Raw genomic sequence first — 20,447 nt, 5'->3', positions numbered from 1 at the left:
GGCCTAGAGGGGGATGTTGCCGTGCTTCTTCGGGGGCAGTGATTCCCGCTTGGTGCGCAGCTGACGCAGGCCCCGGACGATGTGGGAGCGGGTGTCGGACGGCATGATCACCGCGTCGACGTAACCGCGCTCAGCCGCCACGTAGGGGTTGAGGAGGGTGTCCTCGTACTCCTGGATGAGCCGGGCGCGTACGGCCTCCACGTCCTCGCCGGTCGCGGCCGCCTCGGCGAGGGTGCGCCGGTGCAGGATGTTGACCGCGCCCTGGGCGCCCATGACGGCGATCTGGGCGGTCGGCCAGGCGAGGTTGAGGTCGGCGCCCAGGTGCTTGGAGCCCATCACGTCGTAGGCGCCGCCGAACGCCTTGCGGGTGATCACGGTGATCAGCGGGACGGTGGCCTCGGCGTAGGCGTAGATCAGCTTGGCGCCGCGCCGGATGATGCCCTCGTGCTCCTGGCCGACGCCCGGCAGGAAGCCGGGCACGTCCACGAAGGTGAGCACCGGCAGGTTGAACGCGTCGCAGGTGCGCACGAATCGCGCGGCCTTCTCGGAGGCGTCGATGTCCAGGCAGCCCGCGAACTGCATCGGCTGGTTGGCGACGACACCCACCGGGTGCCCCTCGACCCGGCCGAAGCCGGTGACGATGTTCGGCGCGAACAGGGCCTGCGTCTCGAAGAACTCGCCGTCGTCCACGACGTGTTCGACCACCGTACGGATGTCGTACGGCTGGTTGGCGCTGTCCGGGACCAGGGTGTCCAGCTCGCGGTCCTCGTCGGTGGCCGCGAGGTCCGCCTCCTCCGGGAAGACCGGGGGCTCGGAGAGGTTGTTGGACGGCAGGTACGACAGCAGCTGCTTGATGTACTCGATGGCGTCCTTCTCGTCCCCGGCCATGTGGTGGGCCACGCCGGAGACGGCGTTGTGGGTCCGGGCGCCGCCCAGCTCCTCGAAGCCCACGTCCTCGCCGGTGACGGTCTTGATGACGTCGGGTCCGGTGATGAACATGTGCGAGGTCTGGTCGACCATGACCGTGAAGTCGGTGATGGCCGGGGAGTACACCGCGCCGCCGGCGCAGGGGCCGACGACCAGGGAGATCTGCGGGATGACACCGGAGGCGTGGGTGTTCCGGCGGAAGATCTCGCCATAGGCGCCGAGCGAGGCGACGCCCTCCTGGATGCGGGCGCCGCCGGAGTCGTTGATCCCGATGACCGGGCAGCCGGTCTTCAGGGCGAAGTCCATCACCTTGACGATCTTCTGGCCGTAGACCTCGCCGAGGGCGCCGCCGAAGACGGTGAAGTCCTGGGAGAAGACGGCGACCGGACGGCCGTCCACGGTGCCGTAGCCGGTGACGACACCGTCGCCGTACGGCCGGTTCTGCTCCAGGCCGAAGTGGGTGGAGCGGTGCTGGGCGAACTCGTCGAGCTCGACGAACGAACCCTCGTCCATGAGCAGTTCGACCCGCTCACGGGCCGTCAGCTTGCCCTTGGCGTGCTGCTTCTCGACGGCGCGCTCCGAGCCGGCGTGCGTCGCCTCGTGGATGCGCCGCTGGAGATCCGCGAGTTTGCCCGCGGTCGTGTGAATGTCGATCCCTTGGATCTCGTGACGCTCTTCCGGCTCGGACATCGGGATGCGGCTCCCTGCCTGCTCAAAAGGGGGGACGGTTACTCGTTCGTAGAGTAGTGCTGGGGCTACCGATCAGCACTGCGTCGTTTGCCACACCTAGGGTGGCTTGCATGACGCCCCGAGATGCAGCAGACGACAACCCCGGCCGCTGGTCCGATCTGGACCGTCCGCCGCTGAACGCGAGTGCCCTGCGCCGCGCGCTGGTGCGCGAGGGCGGGCTGTGGTCCGGGCTGGAGGTGGTGGAGCGCACCGGCTCCACCAACAACGACCTCGTGGCGCGCGCCGCGGCCGGTCCGGTGGCCGAGGGCACGGTGCTGGTGGCGGAGGAGCAGACGACCGGGAAGGGCCGCCTCGACCGCCGCTGGTCGGCGCCGCCGCGCTCCGGCCTCTTCGTCTCCGTGCTGCTGCGGCCCGCGGAGGTTCCGGTGCACCACTGGGGGTGGCTGCCGCTGCTCACCGGGGTCGCGGTGGCGACGGGGCTGGCGCGGGCGGCGGGCGTGGACACGGCGCTGAAGTGGCCGAACGACCTGCTGGTGACGGTCGAGGGGGAGGAGCGCAAGGCGGGCGGCATCCTGCTGGAGCGGGCCGGCGAGGACGGCGTCGTCATCGGCTTCGGCCTCAACGTCTCGCTGCGCGGGGAGGAACTGCCGGTGGCACGGGCGGGTTCGCTGCTGCTGGCCGGCGCGGTGAACACCGACCGGGACCCCCTGCTGCGGGCGGTGCTGCGTTCCCTGGAGGACTGGTACGGCCGCTGGCGCGCGGCGCTCGGCGACCCCGCGGAATGCGGTCTCCAGGAGGCGTACGCGGCCGGCTGCGCGACCCTGGGCCGCACGGTGCGGGCGGAGTTGCCGGGCGACCGCGACCTGATCGGCGAGGCGGTGGCCGTGGACGGCGACGGCCGCCTGGTCATCGCGACGGCGGACGGGGTCCAGCCGGTGGGCGCGGGCGACATCGTCCACTTGCGCCCGGCGTGATCCGAACGAGGGGCCCTAAGGCCGGGGCGGGGTCCGGGTGCCCTCGAGGAAGGTGGTCAGGTAGCGGTGGGCGGTGCGCAGGCGGGAGGCCGTGTCGCCGCCGTGCAGGTTCACCGCGTGGGCGATGCCGCACATCAGCGGGACGAGGTCCGTCGCGGTGAGGTCGGCGCGGATCGCCGCCGCCGCGTGCGCCCGGTCGAGGAGTTCCGTGCCGGCCGTCGTGAGGGACCGCTTGAGCTCGGCCGTGCGCGGCAGCGCGTCGACCGCCGCCGCCGCGACCGGCGCCAGCGCCGCATCCGTGACCTGGGCCTCCACGACACGCGACAGGAATTCCTCCAGCGCGCGCAGCGGCTCCGTGTCGGCCAGCGCCAGCGCTCCGCGGCCGTGCTCCGCGAGCCCCTCCAGACAGGGCGCGGCCACGGTCTCCAGCAGCGCCTCGGGCGTCGCGAAGTGCCGGTAGACGGTCCCGACCCCGAGCCCCGCCCGCCGCGCGACGTCGTTGAGCTGGAGCGCGGTGCCCTCGTCCACCAGTTCGCGGGCTATGGCGACGATCCGGTCCCAGTTCCGGGCGGCGTCCTTGCGCAGCTGCGTGCTCGTCATAGGGGCAGTCCAGATCGCTCGTCTCGCGGCATCGGTTCGGCGTTCGATCGTACGTGGCGCGTTCGGGCCCGCGGGCCCGTGGGCGGCCCCCCGCACGGCCCCCCGCAAGGGCCGCCCACGGGTCCGGCCGTCACCGCCGGTGCCCCTCCTCGCCGAGGAACCCGGTGATCAGCTCCAGCCACCGCTGCGGCCGCTCCACGAAGGGCAGGTGCCCGGTGGCCAGTTCGACGGTCCGCGCGCCGGGTACGGCCGCGGCCAGCTCGCGCTGGAGGGCGGCCGGTATCAGGGGATCGGCGGTGGTGACGACGACCAGCGTGGGGACGCCGAGCGCACCGAGGTCGGCCCGGACGTCGACCCGGCGGACCAGGTCGACCTGGGCTCCGGTACCGGCCGGCAGCGCCGCCGCGGTCTGCTCGGCGGCCTCGCGCACCTGGGCCGGGGTGAGGGAGTTCAGCACCGGCGCGCTCACCGCCAGGTGGGTCAGGTACTGGGCGAGCAGGAGATGCTGCCCGGACTCGTACAGCTGCTGCCAGATCGCCGCGGCCAGGTCGGTGCGGGTGTCCGGGCGGGCGAAGGCCGCGCTCAGCACGAGCGCGGTGACCCGGCCGGGATGCCGGACCGCCGCCCTGACCGCGACCGGCCCGCCGAGCGAGTATCCGCAGAGCGCGAACGTGTCGAGCCCCTCCGCGTCCGCCGCGGCGACGAGCTGGTCCGCGAGTTCGTCGAGCCCGAGGGGCGCCGTCGCGGCGGGGGTCCGCCCCGAGCCGGGGTAGTCGACCCCGACGACGGTGTGCCGGGCGGCGAGTCCGGCCAGGAGCGGCCCGTAGTTGGCCTCGATGCCGCCGCCCGCGCCGTGCGCGAGGAGGAGACCGGGCCCAAAGCCGCGGACGGTGCGGGCGTAGGCGGCCGGGGCGGTGTCGGTCACGGTGACGTCCTTGTCGTGAGGGGCGTTGGCCGGCACGGCGGCCGGCGGGTCGGTCAGGGGGCCGGTCACGGGAGGGCGCCCACCGGTGCGTGGGTCTCGCTGAGCCGGCGTACGGCCTCGGCGAGCCGGGGGTCGGTCGCGTGCCGGAACGGAGCGACCGGGACCGCCCCGGGGCCGATGACGAGGCCGGTCCTGCCGGTCAGGGCGCCGTCGGTGGCGGCGGTGACCGAGGACCTGGCCGCCGCGGACGCCGGGCCGGAGGTGGAGCGGGCGAGCCTGCGCCGCACCAGCGGCCACAGCAGCCGCAGGGCGGGAGAGACGATCCGGGGATCGGTCAGGGTGCCGTCGGTCATGTCGGTCGCCGCGCCCCCGGGGTCGGCGGCGAAGACCGAGACGCCCGTGCCGTCCAGCCGGCCGGCCAGGTCCAGGGTGTACGCGAGGTGGGCGAGCTTGGCGCGTCCGTAGTGGTGGAAGCCGTAGTAGCCGCCGGGCGGTTCGACGGCGCCGAAGTCCCGCTTGGCGACGGCGACCGCGCCCGAGGTCACGTTCACGATCCTGCTCGGCGCGCCGGCCCGCAGGGTGGGCAGCAGCAGTTCCGTCAGCAGGTAGGGCGAGAGGTGGTTGACGACGAACGACGCCTCGACGCCGTCCAGGACCCGCCGCTCGGCGAACATCGCCCCGACGTTGTTGACCAGCAGCGTCAGGGGATTACCGGTGGCGGCGTGCTCGCCGGCGAGCCGGGCCGCGAGCGAGCGCACCTGGTCGAGCGAGGAGAGGTCGGCGCGCAGGAACCGTCCGGGACGCGCCGGGTTCACCGCGCCGATCCGCTCGACCGCCCCGGCCCCCCGCGCGTGATCGCGCCCGACGACGGTCACCGCGAACCCCGCGGCCGCCAGCCCCAGCGCCGTCTCCAGCCCGATCCCTCCCGTCCCACCCGTCACCACAGCTGTCTGCGACATGAGCGCGCCTCCACCCCGAGATTTAACCGGATAGATCATCCACTTGATGACGCCGAACGCTAGCACATAATCGGATTACCTATCCGTTTAATCTCCGGGCGCCTGCACCGCCCCGAAAGGGGCGCGGGGAACTGTGCGAGCAACCCCCACCGGCCCGCAGGTGCGCACGACGACTTCGCCCCCCAAGCTGATGGCGGGGGACTGGGGGCCGCAGGCCACCAGAAAGGGCGTCGGCGACGACCCCGGCGCACGACCCGGCACCGGACAACCAGACCCCGGCCGAACCCGACGGAGTGAGCTGGCGCACACCTGCCGTAGAGTTGAGGCCGGTCGTACCTGACCGCGGCAGATCGGAAGGGCAGCAGGCGTGACCGTCGACGACACGGGCCCCGGCGAGCAGGACCGGACGGACCCCAGCGCCGCCGACTCCGGCGAGGACCCGCTCGCGCTCCGTCTCGAACAGCTCATCCTGGGCGCCGAGCGCCGCTACACCCCTTTCCAGGCCGCCCGCAGCGCCGGCGTCTCCATGGAGCTGGCGTCCCGCTTCTGGCGGGCGATGGGCTTCGCCGACATAGGCCAGGCCAAGGCCCTCACCGAGGCCGACGTCCTCGCCCTGCGCCGCCTCGCCGGTCTCGTCGAGGCGGGGCTGCTCAGCGAGGCCATGGCCGTACAGGTGGCCCGGTCCACCGGGCAGACCACCGCCCGGCTGGCCGAGTGGCAGATCGATTCCTTCCTGGAGGGCCTGACCGAGCCCCCCGAGCCCGGCATGACCCGCACCGAGGTGACGTACCCCCTGGTCGAACTGCTGCTGCCGGAGCTGGAGGAGTTCCTGGTCTACGTCTGGCGCCGCCAGCTCGCCGCCGCGACCGGGCGGGTCGTCCAGGCCGCGGACGACGAGGAGATGGTCGACCGGCGCCTCGCCGTCGGCTTCGCCGACCTCGTCGGGTTCACCCGGCTGACCCGCCGCATGGAGGAGGAGGAACTCGGCGAACTCGTCGAGGCGTTCGAGACCACCGCCGCCGACCTGGTGGCCGCGCGCGGCGGCCGGCTCATCAAGACCCTCGGCGACGAGGTCCTGTTCGCCGCGGACGACGCGGGTACGGCCGCGGACATCGCGCTGCGCCTGGTGGAGACGCTGGCCAACGACGAGACGATGCCCGAACTGCGCGTCGGCATGGCCTTCGGCACCGTGACCACCCGGATGGGCGATGTGTTCGGCACGACGGTCAACCTGGCCTCCCGGCTGACCTCCATAGCCCCGCGCGACGCCGTCCTGATGGACAGCGCGTTCGCCAAGGAGCTGATCCGCGCCGGTGAGGCGCCCGCCTCGGAGGCGGAGGCGGCGGAGGCCGCGGCGGCCGCCGAGAAGGAGGGCGAGGAGCCGCCGTCGTACCGTTTCGCCCTCCAGCCGATGTGGCAGCGCCCGGTGCGCGGCCTCGGCGTGGTCGAGCCGTGGCTGCTCACCCGGAGGAACGGGGAGCAGTAGCCGGCCCCTGGCCCCCGTGACCGCCGAGCACGTCCACGTCCACACAGAGGGCGATGATCGGCAGGCACAGCCCGCCCGGAGCGGGCGCGGGGGCGCCGTGAGTCGGTGCGGGCGCCGGTGTCGTCGGCGGCGCCGGGTGCGCGGGCGGCGCGGGCGGTGCCGGGGCCGAGGGGCGGGGCGGGGCGCTCGGTGCGGTGCTCTTCCCGGGCGCGGGCGGCACTCCGCCCGCCGAACCGTCCGATCCGCCCGAGTCTCCCGAGCCGCCCGGGTTCCCTGGTGTCGTCGCGGCCCCGGTGGGCGTCGGCGCGGGAGTTCGTCCGGCCAGGTCGGCGGCCGTCGAGGGCGGCGCGAGCGGACCGGTGGCCAGGGTGCCGGTGTCGGTCGTGGCCGGAGCCTCGGGGCCGCCGGGCCGGGACGCGCCGGTGCCCGGTCCGGTGCTCGCGAGGGGGCCGCCCGGATCGAGCCGGGGTTCGGCCGCCGCGGTGCCGGGGGCGCCGACGCCGGACTCCGGGGACATGCGGACCAGGCCGAGCGCCCCGGCCGCGAGGAGGAGCCCGCCCGCGGCGAGCAACGCCCTGCGGGGACGGGGTTTACGGTGCCGTCCGCGACGTAGGCCGGCGAACCAGCCGCCCGGCGCGACCGGTTCCGCCGCCCCGGTCAGGCCCGTCCGTGTGCGTATACGTGTCTCCGCCATGCCTGCCCGCTCTCCCCCCCCCACGACTCCCGCGGCTCCCGCGGCTCCGCTCCCCGCGTCGCCGCGCGCTCCCCTCGCGCCCCCACCGCGCAGCGCACGCTATGCGCTCGTGTGGGTGATGTGGGGCGAGACGGCCGTGATGTCACTCGAACGGGCGTAGCGGTACGGGGTTTCCTGTGGTCGGGTGCGGCTGCGATGATCGGGCCGACAGGGGTTAACCCGCGTTAACACGTGTACCGGAGGATGCGATGAGCGAGGCGCGGTTCGGGGAGTTCGTGCTGGTACGGCGGCACGGATACGTCGCGGAGCTGGTCCTGGACCGGCCCAAGGCGATGAACGCCGTCTCCACGGAGATGGCCCGCTCGATCGCGGCCGCCTGTACGGCACTGGGGGCGGACCGGGACGCCCGGGTGACCGTCCTGACCTCGTCGCACGAGCGGGCGTTCTGTGTCGGCGCCGACCTCAAGGAGCGCAACTCCTTCAGCGACGCGGACCTGATGCGGCAGCGGCCGGTGACCCGGGGGGCGTACACCGGCGTGCTGGAGCTGCCGATGCCGACGATCGCGGCGGTGCACGGGTTCGCGCTGGGCGGCGGCTTCGAGCTGGCCCTGTCCTGCGACCTGATCGTGGCCGACCGTACGGCCGTGGTGGGGCTGCCCGAGGTGTCCGTGGGCGTGATCCCGGGCGGCGGCGGCACCCAGCTGCTGCCCCGGCGGGTCGGCGCGGCGCGGGCGGCCGAGCTGGTGTTCTCGGCGCGGCGCCTGGAGGCCGCGGAGGCCGGCGAGCTGGGGCTCGTGGACCACGTGGTCGAGGAGGGCCGGGACCGCGCGGAGGCGCTGGAGCTGGCGGCGCGCATCGCCGGTAACTCCCCGGTGGGCCTGCGCGCGGCCAAGCGGGCGCTGCGGCTGGGGCAGGGCCTCGAGCTGCGGGCCGGTCTGGAGGTCGAGGACGCCGCGTGGCGCTCGGTGGCCTTCTCCGGGGACCGCGCGGAGGGCGTCGCCGCGTTCAACGAGAAGCGGAAGCCTCAGTGGCCGGGGGAGTAGGGGCGAGCGCCCCTGAGGCGCACCCGGCGGGCACCCCTGAGGCGCCCCTCAGGCACCCCCGAGGCGCCCCTCAGGCACCCCTGAGGCGCGCCCCTCCGCCCCGGAGCGCGCCACTCAAGGTGCATCTCTGGCCAAAACCCCTATTCGCCGCACCGATATCCCCATCACCCGAATTCCTCCCTAATCTGGAGTAATGGGCGACGACGAGCGGCTTGCCGCAGTGGTGGCGTTGGCGCAGGGGATGGCCGCGGCGCGCACCCCCGAGGACTCGTGGCAGGCCGCCGCGCTCGGCGCCTGCCACGCGCTGGTCGGCAGCTTCGCCGCCCTGTCGGTGTGGGAGCGGGAACTGGGCCGGCTGCGGGTCCTGGTGAACGTGGGGGACCGGCGCCCGGACGAGGAGGAGTTCCCGGCGGCCGAGTCCTACCCGGTGCACCAGTTCCCGGAGATCACCGAGTTCCTGCACGAACGCTGGGCCGGGGGCGGCGGCCCGAACGCCTGGGTGGAGACCGCGGAGGGCACCGCCGCCGGCGTCCCCGGCTACTTCCACCAGCGCGTCGCCGCCCTGCGCCGGCGCGGCCGCGGCTGCTGTGTCGTCGCCCCCGTCGTGCTGCACGGCAGGGCCTGGGGCGAGGTGTACGTCGCCCGTGCCGTCGGATCGCCGGTGTTCGGCCGCGCCGACGCCGACTTCGCGACCGTGCTCGCCGCCGTCGTCGCCGCGGGGCTCGCGCAGACCGAGCGCCTGGAGGAGGCCCGCCGGCTCGCCTTCACCGACGCCCTGACCGGCCTCGCCAACCGCCGCGCCGTGGATGTGCACCTCGACGAGGCGCTCGAACGGCACCGCGTCGAGGGTGCCGTCGTCAGCCTCGTGGTCTGCGACCTCAACGGGCTCAAGCGGGTCAACGACACCGCGGGCCACGCCGTCGGCGACCGGCTCCTCGAACGCTTCGGCTCGGTGCTCTCGCTGTGCGGCGCGATGGTGCCGGGCGCGCTGGCCGCCCGGCTCGGCGGGGACGAGTTCTGCCTCCTCGCGGTCGGCCCGGCCGCCGACGAGGTGGTCAAGGCGGCCGACGAACTGTGCCGCCGCGCGGGCGAGTTGGAGCTGGGGGAGGGGGTCGCCTGCGGGGTCGCCTCGACCGACGACCCGATCGGCCCGGTGGCCGACGCCCGGCGGCTGTTCCGCCTCGCGGACGCCGCGCAGTACCGTGCCAAGGCGATGCGCGCCGACCGTCCCGTGGTCGCCGGCCGGGAGGGCCCCGACGACCCCGTGGTCCGGCTCGCCGACGAACCGCCGCCCACCCGCGCCGAGCGCCGCCGGTTCCGCGGCCGCAACCCCTGAGGGCTGCGACGAAGCCCACATCACCGGGTAAGGGGTGCACCCCGCCCCCACTAGTGACAGCGCTGCATTCAATGCGTACGCTCCTGAATATGGATATGCACACTGTGGTGGTGGGGACGTCCGGTGTCTCGGCGTCCGACGTTCTCGCCGTGGCGCGCGGCGCTGCCCGGATCGAGCTGTCGGAGGAGGCCGTGGCGGCACTGGCCGCGGCCCGCGAGATCGTGGACGCGCTGGCGGCCAAGCCGGACCCGGTCTACGGCGTCTCCACCGGCTTCGGCGCCCTGGCGACCCGGCACATCAGCCCGGAACTCCGCGCCCAGTTGCAGCGCAACATCGTCCGCTCGCACGCCGCCGGCATGGGCCCGCGGGTGGAGCGGGAGGTCGTACGGGCCCTGATGTTCCTGCGCCTGAAGACCGTCTGCTCCGGACACACCGGCGTACGCCCCGAGGTCGCGCAGACCATGGCGGACGTGCTCAACGCCCAGATCACCCCGGTCGTGCACGAGTACGGCTCCCTCGGCTGCTCCGGCGACCTCGCCCCGCTGTCCCACTGCGCCCTGACCCTGATGGGCGAGGGTGACGCCGAGGGCCCCGACGGCGTCGTACGACCCGCCGGCGAACTCCTCGCCGAGCACGGCATCCAGCCCGTGGAGCTGCGCGAGAAGGAGGGCCTCGCCCTGCTCAACGGCACCGACGGCATGCTCGGCATGCTGGTCATGGCCCTCGCCGACCTCGACACCCTCTACAAGTCCGCCGACATCACCGCCGCGCTCACCATGGAGGCGCTGCTCGGCACCGACAGGGTGCTCGCGCCCGAGCTGCACGCCATCCGCCCGCACCCGGGCCAGGGCGACGCGGCCGCCAACATGCTCGCCGTGCTGGAGGGTTCCCAGCTCACCGGCCACCACCAGGACGACGCCCCGCGCGTCCAGGACGCCTACTCGGTGCGCTGCGCCCCGCAGGTCGCGGGCGCCGGCCGGGACACCATGGCGCACGCCCGCCTGGTCGCCGAGCGCGAGCTGGCCGCCGCCGTCGACAACCCGGTGGTGCTGCCGGGGGGCACCTCCCAGGCTTTCGGCTCTGGGGGAGGCCGGGTGGAGTCCAACGGCAACTTCCACGGCGCGCCCGTGGCCTACGTGCTGGACTTCCTCGCCATCGCCGCCGCCGACCTCGGCTCCATCGCCGAGCGCCGCACCGACCGGCTTCTCGACAAGAACCGCAGCCACGGACTGCCGCCGTTCCTCGCCGACGACGCCGGCGTGGACTCCGGTCTGATGATCGCCCAGTACACGCAGGCCGCCCTGGTCAGCGAGATGAAGCGACTCGCCGTACCGGCCTCCGCGGACTCCATCCCGTCCTCCGCCATGCAGGAGGACCACGTCTCCATGGGCTGGTCGGCCGCGCGCAAGCTGCGCACCGCCGTGGACAACCTCACCCGGATCATCGCCGTCGAGCTGTACGCGGCCACCCGCGCGCTCGAACTGCGCGAGGGCCTGAGCCCGGCGCCCGCCTCCCGGGCCGTGATCGAGGCCGCCCGCGCCGCCGGCGTCCAGGGCCCCGGCCCGGACCGCTTCCTGGCGCCCGACCTGGCCGCGTCCGACGCCTTCGTGCGCGGCGGGCACCTGGTCGAGGCCGTGGAGAAGGTCACCGGACCGCTCCGGTAACCGGCCTGCTCCGGTCATCAGCCCGCTCCGGTAACCGGCCTGCTCCGTCTACCGGACCCCTCCGGCAACCGGACCGCTCCGGTCATCGGGGGACGCGGGGGCCCTGGCACTGTCCAGGGCCCCCGCGTCGTCACTTCAGCCTGGTCTCCTGGGCCTTCACGACCGCGGGCGTCACCCGGTACGCCTTCTCGGCCATCATCGCGCCCAGATTCGACGTGAAGTAGACGGACACGGTGGAGCCGTGCCGGTCCACCTCGGCGTGCACGAGGGCCGTGCCCGCGCCGTCGCCGTCGTCCTCCTGCCTCATGGTCGCGGCGAACGCCACCGACGCGTCCCCGCCGCCCACCGCCTTCTCCGCGGCGACCCGGGTGAACCGCACCGCGGTGCCCGCCTGCCGGCCGGTGAAGCCGCCCGCGCACGCCTTCACGGCGGCGGACAGCGACGTCAGCGCCCGCTCGGCGCCGTCCCCGTCGTACGAGGCGAGCGCCACCGTGGTGACGTCCCGGTCGAGGGACGTGCGCATCGTCTTCTCGAACTCGCCCTCGTCCAGGTCGTCCAGCGACGTCGGCTTGGCCGAGGGCCGCTTCTTCGCGTTCTCGGTGACCATGCGGTCGGTGCTCGCCGGGGCCTCGGTGGGCGCGAGCCCGCTGAGCACCCGGGTCAGCGGCCCGCAGGCCGCCTTGTCGGTGGTGATCCGCCGGCCGCGGGCCTCGGTCACCTCCCCGACCGCGTAGCCGGGCAGCTCGTGCTGAGTGACGAGCAGCTTCTTCAACTCGGCGGCGCTCAGCGCCTTTCGCGCGGGGCCCTGGTCCGCGGCGGCCTTCGACCCCCCGTCAGAACACCCCGTGACAAGGGCGAACGACAGCGCGCTCACGGCGACGGTGGCGCACAGCCGCCCACCCGATGATCTTTTCATGGGCGAACTATGTAAGCCCTGTGAAAGATCAGTCAAGGGAGATTAAAACCCCAGGCGTTCGCGGCGCACCGAATAGACCACGAACCCGGCGCCCAGCGTGAGGAACAGGGCGCCGCCGACGACGTACGGCGTGGTGTCCGGGCTGCCGGTGTCGGCGAGCCGGGCGTCGTCCACCGGGCCCGAACCGGCTCTGGTGGCCGCCGCCGTCACCACGTCCGCCTGCTCGGTGACGGGCGCGGAGAAGGTCGAGACGGAGCCGGCCGCGGTGTCCTGCGCCGGCCCCTCCTGGGACGCGTTCGCGGACGGGACGAACCACAGGGCGCACAGCAGAGTGCCCGCGGCGGTGGCGGTCAGCAGCGGACGGCGAGCGGATGACACGAAATATCGATCCCCTTGTGACGCTGGCGAATTGGCCGTGTGAGCCGATGTTAGTGAAAGTCGCGGGTCACGGGAAAGTCACGGGAGGTTTCGGCCGTACGCTCCCGCCATGAGCGATGAAGAGACATCACGTTATGTACGGCTTCGGGTGGAGCTGGTGGTCGAGGTCCTGGACGACGACGAGGTGACCAAGGCCGCGCTGCGCCGGCTCGCGGCCGATCCGGAGCTGCCGGAGTCCGAGCGGGACCAGGCCGAGGGCGCTGTGACGGAAGACACCGCGGAGGCCCTCGCCTATCTCGTGGACCCGTTCGACCTGGTCAGCGAGGTGCCCGGGGTGGAGCTCCAGCAGGCGTCCTGGTCGAGTGAGCGGATCGACTACGACCCGGACTCGCCCGAATGGGACATCGACGGCGATGATGGGGAGGACGACGAAGAGGACGGCATCGGCTGAGCGTCCAGGGGCACCTGAAACCCCGGACGGCGACCCGCCGTCCGGGGTTTCGCCGTACGAGGGGGCGCACGGACCGATCACACACCACGACCGCCCGGCGGCGTACCGCACGGGCCGCGGACGTGGTGTGCCCCACAGATCCGGTGGTTCCGGAACGGGACGAACCGGCCGTAGCGTTGAAGGTTCTTACGGGGACTCTCGGGGTTATCTGCGACTCGGCAACGATGGAGAAGCTTGTGATGACGGACGGTAAGCGGCGCAATGGCCTGGTGGCCGCGTCCGCTCTGCTCGGCGGTGTGCTGATGCTCTCGGCCTGTTCCGGAGGGGACAAGGCCGCGGCCCACGGCGGCGGCGCATCATCACAGGCCCAGGCCGACGAGGCGGCCGCCCAGAAGTCGTCCGAGGCGCAGATCGCCGTCACCCCGAAGGACGGCTCCGACAACGCGTCGATCAACAACTCCGGCACCGTCACGGTCGGCAAGGGCACGCTCACCGGCGTCACCATGACCACCGAGGACGGCAAGGCCGTCGCCGGCCAGCTGTCCGCGGACAAGCTGAGCTGGAAGCCGACCGTCCAGCTGGAGCGCTCCACCACCTACAAGGTCGCCGCGACGGCCAAGGACTCGCAGGGCCGCATAGCCCACGAGAACGCGTCCTTCACCACCGTCTCGCCGTCGAACAGCTTCATCGGCAGCTTCACCCCCGACAACGGCACGACCGTCGGCGTGGGCATGCCGGTCTCGATCAACTTCGACAAGGCGATCACCGACAAGGCGGCCGTGCAGAAGGGCATCACGGTCAGCACCAGCGGCGGCCAGGAGGTCGCCTGCCACTGGTTCAACGCCAACCGCATGGACTGCCGCCCCCAGGACTACTGGAAGGAAGGCTCCACCGTCACCCTGAAGCTCGCCCTCGACGGCGTCCAGGGCGCGAAGGGCCTTTACGGCGTCCAGCAGAAGACGGTCACCTTCCACATCGGCCGCAACCAGGTCTCCTACGTCGACGCGAAGACCCACCAGATGAAGGTCACGCAGGACGGCAAGGTCGTCAAGACCATCCCGATCTCCGCCGGCGCCCCCGAGCACACCACGTACGAGGGCCAGATGGTGATCTCGGAGAAGTTCAAGCAGACCCGCATGAACGGCGCGACCGTCGGCTTCACCGACGACGACGGCAAGGGCGAGTACGACATCAAGGACGTGCCGCACGCCATGCGCCTGACCACCTCGGGCACCTTCATCCACGGCAACTACTGGGGCGCCCCCTCGGTGTTCGGCAACGTCAACACCAGCCACGGCTGCGTCGGCCTCCAGGACGCCAAGGGCGCGGGCGACCCGAACACCCCGGCCGCCTGGTTCTACGACCACTCGCTGATCGGTGACGTCGTGGTGATCCAGCACACCGGCGACAAGACCGTCTCCCCGGACAACGGCCTCAACGGCTGGAACATGGACTGGTCGCAGTGGAAGGCCGGTTCGGCCGTCTGAGCCTGCCCCGACAGCCCCGTGAGTGCCGCCCCTTCGGGGGCGGCACCGCTGTTTTCCGGGGTTTCTTATCCATCTCTCACAGTGGGCTCAGGGTGCCGTCACGGTGCGTTTCTAACGTGCGGCGCATGTTCTTCACCTACCTGAGGCGCGAGCTGCGCCGCCGCCGGAAGGCGGCGCTCGTCGTCGCCTCCGGCCTCGCGCTGGGCATCGCGCTGGTCATCGTCGTCAACTCCGTGGCCAGTGGCATGGGCAAGGCCCAGGACAAGGTGCTGCAGTCGCTCTACGGCCTCGGTACGGACATGACGGTCACCAAGGCGGCCACGCCCACCGCCTCGGGCTCCCAGCAGCCCCGCTTCCAGTTCGGCGCGCACGGTGAGGGCGACAAGACCGCGCAGAGCAGCGACCGGGTCCGGGTGCAGGGCTTCAGCACCCTTGCCTCCTCGACCGTCTCCGAGGTCTCCGGCCAGCAGGGCGTCGCGGCGGCCGCCGGCGGCCTGAACCTCTCCGTGGTCAAGGTCAGCGGCACCTTCACCCGCGGCCAGTTCCAGCAGAGCGGCGGGGGCGGCGGCTACGGCTCCCGGCGCGGCGGCGGTCAGCCGCAGGGCGAGGTCAAGGGCGGCGGCGCCGACTTCGGCATCAACCAGTACTCGGTCTACGGCACCGACGTCACCAGAACCGGGCTCGGCCCGCTGACCTCCTCCAAGATCACCAGCGGCCGCGGCTTCACATCCATCGAGACGGACGCCAAGGTGGCCGTGGCGGACTCGGCGTACGCCAAGGAGAAGAACTACAAGGTCGGCTCCACCGTCACCATCAAGGGCACCCCGTACTCGGTGATCGGCATCGCCACCGCGGACAGCGGCGACCCGGCGGCCAACCTGTACATCCCGCTGGAGCAGGCGCAGACCCTCGCGGGCGAGAAGGACAAGGTCACCACGATCTACGTGCGGGCCACCGACTCCCAGAAGATCGACGCCGTCAAGGGCACCATCCAGAAGAACGTCTCCGGTACGACGGTCACCACCTCCGCCGACCTCGCCAAGACGGTCTCGGGCTCCCTGTCCACCGCCTCCTCGCTCGCCACCAACGTCGGCAAGTGGCTGTCGATCGCGGTGCTCGTGGCCGCGTTCCTGGTCGCCGGCCTGCTCACCTCCTCCGCCGTCTCCCGCCGGGTGCGCGAGTTCGGCACCCTGAAGGCGCTGGGCTGGAAGTCGGGCCGGGTCACCCGGCAGGTGGTCGGCGAGGCCATCGTCAACGGCCTGGTCGGCGGCGTCCTCGGCATCGCCCTGGGCCTCGCCGGCGCCTACATCGTCACCGCGATCAGCCCGACGCTCCAGGCCCAACTGGGCGCGGGCGGGGGCGGCTTCGGCGGCGGACACGCAGGTGGCGGCGGCTTCGGCGGGGGCGGTGGCGGCGGGTTCGGCGGCGCCGGCGGTCCCGGCCGGCAGGCCGCGAAGTCCCTGGAGGTGGCCCTGACCGCCCCGGTGAGCCTGACGACCATCCTGCTGGCGGTGGGCCTCGCGGTGGCGGGCGGCCTGATCGCGGGAGCGTTCGGCGGCTGGCGCGCCTCCCGGCTGCGCCCGGCGGACGCGCTGCGGCGGGTGGAGTAGCCGCGCCCCGCGCCAGTGCCCTCCCCGAAAAACCCTCCCAGGAGCCACCATGTATGAACTCAGGAACGTCACCAAGCGCTACACCCGGGGCAAGGAGAGCGTCCACGCCCTGGACGGCGTCGATCTGACCATCGGCGACGGCGACCGGCTGGTCATCCAGGGCCCCACCGGCGGCGGCAAGTCCACCCTGCTCCAGATGCTCGGCGGCCTGGACCGGCCCACCTCCGGCGAGGTCGTCCTGGACGGCACCGACCTGGCCAAGCTGAGCGAGGCCCGGCTGACCCGGGTCCGCAGCGAGAACATCGGCTTCGTCTTCCAGTCCTTCAACCTCATCCCCACGCTCACCGCGCAGGAGAACGTGGAGACCGCCCTCGTACCCCTCGGCATCAAGACGAAGCAGCGGCGCGAACTCGCCGCCGAGGCCCTGGAGTCCGTCGGCCTGGGCGAGCGGCTCGGGCATCTGCCGAGCGAGATGTCCGGCGGCCAGCAGCAGCGTGTCGCCATCGCCCGCGCGCTGGTGAAGAAGCCCAAGGTGCTGCTCGCCGACGAGCCGACCGGCAACCTCGACGAGAGCACCCGGGACGAGATCATGGACGTACTCGAACGGCTGTGGAAGGAGCACGGGCTGACCTTCGTCATGGTCACCCACGACTCCGCCCTCGCGAAGAAGGCCCCCCGGGTCGCCACCATCCGCAAGGGGAAGATCACCGTCAAGGAGAACGCGGGCGCCTGACGCCCGGCCGCGCGGGGACTACGCGGAGGTCCCCGCGCGGGTCGCGTCCGAGCCCCAGCTGGCCAGCAGCCGCAGGGACTCGGCGGACCCGGAACCGGGCTCCGCGTGATAGGTGACGAGGCACTGGTCGGTGCCGTCCGACATGCGGAAGGACTCGAAGTTCAGGGCGAGATCGCCCACCAGCGGATGGTGCAGCCGCTTGACGCCATGGCTCTTCTCCTTGACGTCGTGCGTGGCCCACAGTCTGCGGAACTCCTCGCTCTTGACGGAGAGTTCACCCACCAGGGCGGACAGCCGGGGATCGTCCGGATAGCAGCCCGCGTCCATCCGCAGCGCGCAGACGATGTCGATCGCCTTCTGCTCCCAGTCGACGAACAGATCCCGGTACTCGGGCTTGAGGAACACCAGCCGCGCCCAGTTGCGCCCGGCCACCGGCAGCTCCGCCCAGTCGCCGAAGACCGCCGCCGCCATCCGGTTCCAGGCGAGGATCTCCGAACGCCGGCCCACGATGTACGCGGGCACGCCCTCCATCGTGTCCAGCAGCTGGCACAGCACCGGGCGCACCTGCTGCTGGCGGGCCGCCGGCTTCTTCTTGTGCGACTTCGGCTTGGCCAGATGGGTCAGATGCGCGTGCTCGGCGTCCGTGAGGCGCAGGGCGCGGGCGATCGAGTCCCAGACCTCCGCCGAGACGTTGCGGCCGTTGCCCTGCTCCAGGCGCGTGTAGTACGCCACCGACACCCCGGCCAGCTGGGCCAGCTCCTCCCGGCGCAGCCCCGGCACCCGGCGGTGCCGGCCGAAGTCGGGCAGCCCCACGTCCTCGGGCTTGAGCCGGGCCCGCCGGCTGCGCAGAAACTCGCTCAGCTCGGCCCGCCGGTCCAGCGGCGGCCCGGTCACGGCGGCGTCCCGCGTCTCGTCCATACCGCAAGTATCCGTCGTCGCCGCTGGTCGTAGGCATGCCAGCCTGATCCCGCCAGTGGTAGGCACAGCAGTCGTACGCAAAGGCGTGTGCTGGGTGCGCTGCGGGATACGAGGCACTCTTGGGATGTGCCCGGTGGAAAAGCAGCCGGGCATGCGTAGACCTTGTGAGGGAGAACCCCGCCATGACCACTGTTGCCGCGTACGCCGCGCCCGCCGCGAAGGCTCCGCTGGAGCGGACCGAGATCGAGCGACGGGCGGTGGGCGAGTTCGACGTCCTGATCGACATCAAGTTCGCCGGTATCTGCCACTCCGACATCCACCAGGTCCGCGAGGGCTGGGGCAAGGCGTCGTTCCCGATGGTGCCGGGCCACGAGATAGCGGGCGTCGTCACGGAGGTCGGCTCCGGTGTGACGAAGTTCGCCGCCGGCGACCGCGTGGGCGTCGGCTGCATGGTCGACTCCTGCCGGGAGTGCGACAACTGCAAGGCCGGCCTCCAGCAGTACTGCGACCGGGGCCCCACCTGGACGTACAACGACACGGGCCGGGACGGGACGCCGACGTACGGCGGCTACTCCGAGAACGTCGTCGTGGACGAGAACTACGTCGTCCGCATCCCCGAGGGCCTGTCCCTCGATGTCGCCGCGCCGCTGCTGTGCGCCGGCATCACCACGTACTCCCCGCTGAAGCACTGGAACATCGGCCCCGGCAAGAAGGTCGCCGTCGTCGGCCTCGGCGGTCTCGGGCACATGGGCGTCAAGATCGCGCACGCGCTGGGCGCGGAGGTCACCGTCCTCTCCCAGTCCCTGCGCAAGAAGGACGACGGCCTGAAGCTGGGCGCCGAGCACTACCACGCCACCAGCGACCCGAAGACCTTCGAGGACCTCAAGGGCACCTTCGACCTCATCCTCAACACGGTCTCGGCCCCGCTCGACTTCAGCGCCTTCCTGTCCCTGCTGCGCACGGACGGCGCCATGGTCAACGTGGGCCTGCCCGAGGAGCCGGTGCAGATCACCCTCCAGTCCCTCTTCGGCAACCGCCGCAGCCTCAGCAGCTCCGGCATCGGCGGCATCCCGGAGACCCAGGAGATGCTGGACTTCTGCGCGGAGCACGGGCTGGGCGCGGAGATCGAGCTGATCGCCGCGTCGGAGATCAACGAGGCGTACGAGCGGGTGCTCGCGAGCGATGTGCGGTACCGGTTCGTGATCGACAACTCGACGATCTGACCTGCCCCCGCGCCCCTTCGAGGCACGTCTCGAAGGGGCGCGCGCGGTTCACAGCCGGCTGTACGTGTCGATGTCCTCGCCGAACTCCTCGATCGCCCGGGTGGTGAGGGTCGGGCGGGTGTCGGAGATGGCGGTCATGTAGTCCTCGGTGTCCGCCGGGCGCCCCTCGCGTTGGGCGACCTCGCGTTCGAAGGCGGCCTGCGCTCCCTTGCGGGCGGCGAACTCGATGTCCGCCGGGGTGAACAGCTCGCTGGCGGCGACCAGCCGGCCGACGTCCACCGAGCCGTTCACGCCCCGCAGATAGCGGGCCCAGATCGCCGCGCGGGCGGTCGGGTCGGGCGGTCCGATGGGGATGACGTAGTCGAACCGTCCCGGCCGCAGGAAGGCCGCGTCGAGGGACCGTACCGAATTGGTGGCGCACACCAGCAGCCGTGAGTCGGGCTCGCGGAAGACGGGGATCAGCTTCAGCAGCTCGTTGGTCACCCCGTGCCCGGGGTCCACCGCCTTGCCGGAGCGCGCGGCCGCGATCTCCTCCACCTCGTCGATGAAGAGCACCACCGAGTCCAGCTCCGCGAGATCCGCGAAGGCGTCCCGCAGCGCCGTGGCCAGCCCCTCGCTGGTGTCGGCGGCCAGCCGCGAGGGGAACAGCTCCACGAACGGCCAGCCGAGCCGGGAGGCGACCGCCTTGGCGAAGCTGGTCTTCCCGGTGCCGGGCGGCCCGAACAGGATGACCGACTTCGGCGGCACGACCCCGTACCGGTCGGCCAGCGCCGGTTCCGTCAGCGGCAGCACCACCCGCCGCTCCACGACCTGCTTCTCCCGCTCCATCCCGGCCATCGCGTCCCACAGCCCCTCGGGCAGCATGCGCCCGCCGAGCGCGGCGAGGACATCGGCGTTCGCGGCGCCGAGCGGTTCCAGCTTCTCGTGGTAGGTGAGGTCCGCGCGGCTGCGGTAGCCGCTGTTCGCCAGCGCCTTCGAACCGGCCGCGCCCGCCGGCAGCAGCGCGCTGATGTGCCGTACCCCCAGCGCCCGCAGCCGCCGCTCCAGCTCGGCGAGGAGCGCGCTGCCGATCCCGCGCTCGCGCCAGCGCGCGGCGAGCGCCATCAGCAGGATCCAGCCCCGCTTGCCCTGGGCCTGGGCCACCGCCATCCCCACCAGCTCGTCCCCGACCACCGCGACCACCGCCGTCTGCCCGGCCTTCGCCGCGGCCATCACCTCCGAGACCGGGAACACCGGGTCCTCGTCGGCCTGCCGGCACTGGTCCCAGATCTGGATCGCCTGATCGAGATCGTCGTCGTGATAGTCGCGCAGATGCCATGCGGGCATGGGGACACCACCTCACCGCCAAGGGGGTCTCCCATTGTCTCCGCGAGGGCGGGGGACGACATCTCCAGCCGGTCGCCGGGCCCCTCCCGCGGGCCCCCGCGGAAGGT

The 20,447-nt window shown here is 72.6% G+C and carries 19 protein-coding genes; 10 read left to right on the top strand and 9 right to left on the bottom strand.

The features are described from left to right. Nucleotides 1-3 precede the first annotated feature (3 nt). A complete protein-coding gene (locus GHR20_RS13960; protein WP_111586487.1) occupies nt 4-1,617 on the bottom strand; it encodes an acyl-CoA carboxylase subunit beta in 1,614 nt (537 codons plus the stop codon). Between the two features lie 110 nt (nt 1,618-1,727). On the opposite strand from GHR20_RS13960, the gene GHR20_RS13955 reads away from it, so the two are divergent. Continuing rightward, nucleotides 1,728-2,591, top strand: coding sequence for a biotin--[acetyl-CoA-carboxylase] ligase (locus GHR20_RS13955; protein WP_153813351.1), 864 nt, complete (start codon nt 1,728-1,730; stop codon nt 2,589-2,591). A gap of 15 nt (nt 2,592-2,606) precedes the next feature. Here the strand turns inward: GHR20_RS13955 and GHR20_RS13950 are convergent, their stop codons facing one another. The 3 genes from GHR20_RS13950 to GHR20_RS13940 all read right to left on the bottom strand — a co-directional run bounded on the left by GHR20_RS13950 (nt 2,607) and on the right by GHR20_RS13940 (nt 5,075). Beyond that, nucleotides 2,607-3,191: a TetR/AcrR family transcriptional regulator gene (locus GHR20_RS13950; RefSeq protein ID WP_153813350.1), complete on the bottom strand. Its 585-nt coding sequence runs from the start codon at nt 3,189-3,191 to the stop codon at nt 2,607-2,609. Between the two features lie 130 nt (nt 3,192-3,321). Then, complete coding sequence (locus tag GHR20_RS13945) at nt 3,322-4,185, bottom strand: alpha/beta fold hydrolase (protein WP_343336005.1); 864 nt, start codon at nt 4,183-4,185, stop codon at nt 3,322-3,324. After that, complete coding sequence (locus GHR20_RS13940) at nt 4,182-5,075, bottom strand: SDR family NAD(P)-dependent oxidoreductase (RefSeq protein ID WP_153813349.1); 894 nt, start codon at nt 5,073-5,075, stop codon at nt 4,182-4,184. Before GHR20_RS13940 ends, GHR20_RS13945 begins: the two co-directional genes overlap by 4 nt. Before the next feature lie 367 nt (nt 5,076-5,442). On the opposite strand from GHR20_RS13940, the gene GHR20_RS13935 reads away from it, so the two are divergent. Next, nucleotides 5,443-6,561 carry an adenylate/guanylate cyclase domain-containing protein gene (locus GHR20_RS13935; protein WP_111586491.1) on the top strand — a complete coding sequence of 373 codons (1,119 nt, stop codon included), beginning with the start codon at nt 5,443-5,445 and terminating at the stop codon, nt 6,559-6,561. On the opposite strand, the gene GHR20_RS13930 is transcribed toward GHR20_RS13935, so the two are convergent. Further along, nucleotides 6,536-7,255 (bottom strand): hypothetical protein, encoded by a 720-nt coding sequence (locus tag GHR20_RS13930; protein ID WP_153813348.1) that lies wholly within the window; start codon nt 7,253-7,255, stop codon nt 6,536-6,538. The genes GHR20_RS13935 and GHR20_RS13930 overlap by 26 nt on opposite strands. A 248-nt stretch (nt 7,256-7,503) precedes the next feature. Between GHR20_RS13930 and GHR20_RS13925 the strand changes: the two genes are divergently transcribed. From GHR20_RS13925 to hutH, 3 genes are all read left to right on the top strand, one after another. After that, a complete protein-coding gene (locus GHR20_RS13925; protein WP_153813347.1) occupies nt 7,504-8,298 on the top strand; it encodes an enoyl-CoA hydratase-related protein in 795 nt (264 codons plus the stop codon). Between the two features lie 193 nt (nt 8,299-8,491). Further along, nucleotides 8,492-9,634: a GGDEF domain-containing protein gene (locus tag GHR20_RS13920; protein WP_153813346.1), complete on the top strand. Its 1,143-nt coding sequence runs from the start codon at nt 8,492-8,494 to the stop codon at nt 9,632-9,634. A gap of 95 nt (nt 9,635-9,729) precedes the next feature. Then, nucleotides 9,730-11,298 carry a histidine ammonia-lyase gene (gene hutH, locus GHR20_RS13915; protein ID WP_153815973.1) on the top strand — a complete coding sequence of 523 codons (1,569 nt, stop codon included), beginning with the start codon at nt 9,730-9,732 and terminating at the stop codon, nt 11,296-11,298. Between the two features lie 130 nt (nt 11,299-11,428). On the opposite strand, the gene GHR20_RS13910 is transcribed toward hutH, so the two are convergent. Further along, on the bottom strand, nt 11,429-12,214 hold the full coding sequence (locus GHR20_RS13910; RefSeq protein ID WP_153813345.1) for a hypothetical protein: 786 nt from the start codon (nt 12,212-12,214) through the stop codon (nt 11,429-11,431). 42 nt (nt 12,215-12,256) lie between these two features. Beyond that, complete coding sequence (locus GHR20_RS13905; RefSeq protein ID WP_181516655.1) at nt 12,257-12,592, bottom strand: LAETG motif-containing sortase-dependent surface protein; 336 nt, start codon at nt 12,590-12,592, stop codon at nt 12,257-12,259. A 109-nt stretch (nt 12,593-12,701) separates the two neighbouring features. Between GHR20_RS13905 and GHR20_RS13900 the strand changes: the two genes are divergently transcribed. From GHR20_RS13900 to GHR20_RS13885, 4 genes are all read left to right on the top strand, one after another. After that, nucleotides 12,702-13,043, top strand: a complete 342-nt coding sequence (locus tag GHR20_RS13900) for a hypothetical protein (RefSeq protein ID WP_111586496.1) — start codon at nt 12,702-12,704, stop codon at nt 13,041-13,043. 239 nt (nt 13,044-13,282) lie between these two features. After that, nucleotides 13,283-14,530, top strand: a complete 1,248-nt coding sequence (locus GHR20_RS13895; protein WP_148026665.1) for an Ig-like domain-containing protein — start codon at nt 13,283-13,285, stop codon at nt 14,528-14,530. A 125-nt stretch (nt 14,531-14,655) separates the two neighbouring features. Then, nucleotides 14,656-16,140 carry an ABC transporter permease gene (locus tag GHR20_RS13890; protein WP_153813344.1) on the top strand — a complete coding sequence of 495 codons (1,485 nt, stop codon included), beginning with the start codon at nt 14,656-14,658 and terminating at the stop codon, nt 16,138-16,140. A 49-nt stretch (nt 16,141-16,189) separates the two neighbouring features. Further along, nucleotides 16,190-16,873: an ABC transporter ATP-binding protein gene (locus GHR20_RS13885; RefSeq protein ID WP_111586499.1), complete on the top strand. Its 684-nt coding sequence runs from the start codon at nt 16,190-16,192 to the stop codon at nt 16,871-16,873. A gap of 18 nt (nt 16,874-16,891) precedes the next feature. On the opposite strand, the gene GHR20_RS13880 is transcribed toward GHR20_RS13885, so the two are convergent. Next, nucleotides 16,892-17,791: a helix-turn-helix transcriptional regulator gene (locus GHR20_RS13880; protein ID WP_153813343.1), complete on the bottom strand. Its 900-nt coding sequence runs from the start codon at nt 17,789-17,791 to the stop codon at nt 16,892-16,894. A gap of 182 nt (nt 17,792-17,973) precedes the next feature. On the opposite strand from GHR20_RS13880, the gene GHR20_RS13875 reads away from it, so the two are divergent. Beyond that, entirely contained in the window at nt 17,974-19,014 is a 1,041-nt protein-coding gene (locus GHR20_RS13875; RefSeq protein WP_111586501.1) for an NAD(P)-dependent alcohol dehydrogenase, read from the top strand. A gap of 48 nt (nt 19,015-19,062) precedes the next feature. Here GHR20_RS13875 and GHR20_RS13870 read toward each other — a convergent pair whose 3' ends face one another. Beyond that, nucleotides 19,063-20,340: a GNAT family N-acetyltransferase gene (locus GHR20_RS13870; RefSeq protein ID WP_153813342.1), complete on the bottom strand. Its 1,278-nt coding sequence runs from the start codon at nt 20,338-20,340 to the stop codon at nt 19,063-19,065. Nucleotides 20,341-20,447: the final 107 nt, after the last annotated feature.

The sequence above is a fragment of the Streptomyces sp. SUK 48 genome, assembly GCF_009650765.1.
Classification (GTDB): domain Bacteria; phylum Actinomycetota; class Actinomycetes; order Streptomycetales; family Streptomycetaceae; genus Streptomyces.
The sequence above is the reverse complement of the archived record's forward strand: the minus strand, read 5'-3'. Positions and strand labels throughout refer to the sequence as shown.

What these genes read in the sequence shown, in the direction of transcription:
- GHR20_RS13960 (WP_111586487.1), bottom strand. Translation starts at nt 1,617, where the DNA reads ATGTCCGAGCCGGAAGAGCGTCACGAGATCCAAGGGATCGACATTCAC.
- GHR20_RS13955 (WP_153813351.1), top strand. Translation starts at nt 1,728, where the DNA reads ATGACGCCCCGAGATGCAGCAGACGACAACCCCGGCCGCTGGTCCGAT.
- GHR20_RS13950 (WP_153813350.1), bottom strand. Translation starts at nt 3,191, where the DNA reads ATGACGAGCACGCAGCTGCGCAAGGACGCCGCCCGGAACTGGGACCGG.
- GHR20_RS13940 (WP_153813349.1), bottom strand. Translation starts at nt 5,075, where the DNA reads ATGTCGCAGACAGCTGTGGTGACGGGTGGGACGGGAGGGATCGGGCTG.
- GHR20_RS13930 (WP_153813348.1), bottom strand. Translation starts at nt 7,255, where the DNA reads ATGGCGGAGACACGTATACGCACACGGACGGGCCTGACCGGGGCGGCG.
- GHR20_RS13925 (WP_153813347.1), top strand. Translation starts at nt 7,504, where the DNA reads ATGAGCGAGGCGCGGTTCGGGGAGTTCGTGCTGGTACGGCGGCACGGA.
- GHR20_RS13920 (WP_153813346.1), top strand. Translation starts at nt 8,492, where the DNA reads ATGGGCGACGACGAGCGGCTTGCCGCAGTGGTGGCGTTGGCGCAGGGG.
- hutH (WP_153815973.1), top strand. Translation starts at nt 9,730, where the DNA reads ATGCACACTGTGGTGGTGGGGACGTCCGGTGTCTCGGCGTCCGACGTT.
- GHR20_RS13910 (WP_153813345.1), bottom strand. Translation starts at nt 12,214, where the DNA reads ATGAAAAGATCATCGGGTGGGCGGCTGTGCGCCACCGTCGCCGTGAGC.
- GHR20_RS13900 (WP_111586496.1), top strand. Translation starts at nt 12,702, where the DNA reads ATGAGCGATGAAGAGACATCACGTTATGTACGGCTTCGGGTGGAGCTG.
- GHR20_RS13895 (WP_148026665.1), top strand. Translation starts at nt 13,283, where the DNA reads ATGACGGACGGTAAGCGGCGCAATGGCCTGGTGGCCGCGTCCGCTCTG.
- GHR20_RS13890 (WP_153813344.1), top strand. Translation starts at nt 14,656, where the DNA reads ATGTTCTTCACCTACCTGAGGCGCGAGCTGCGCCGCCGCCGGAAGGCG.
- GHR20_RS13885 (WP_111586499.1), top strand. Translation starts at nt 16,190, where the DNA reads ATGTATGAACTCAGGAACGTCACCAAGCGCTACACCCGGGGCAAGGAG.
- GHR20_RS13880 (WP_153813343.1), bottom strand. Translation starts at nt 17,791, where the DNA reads ATGGACGAGACGCGGGACGCCGCCGTGACCGGGCCGCCGCTGGACCGG.
- GHR20_RS13875 (WP_111586501.1), top strand. Translation starts at nt 17,974, where the DNA reads ATGACCACTGTTGCCGCGTACGCCGCGCCCGCCGCGAAGGCTCCGCTG.
- GHR20_RS13870 (WP_153813342.1), bottom strand. Translation starts at nt 20,340, where the DNA reads ATGCCCGCATGGCATCTGCGCGACTATCACGACGACGATCTCGATCAG.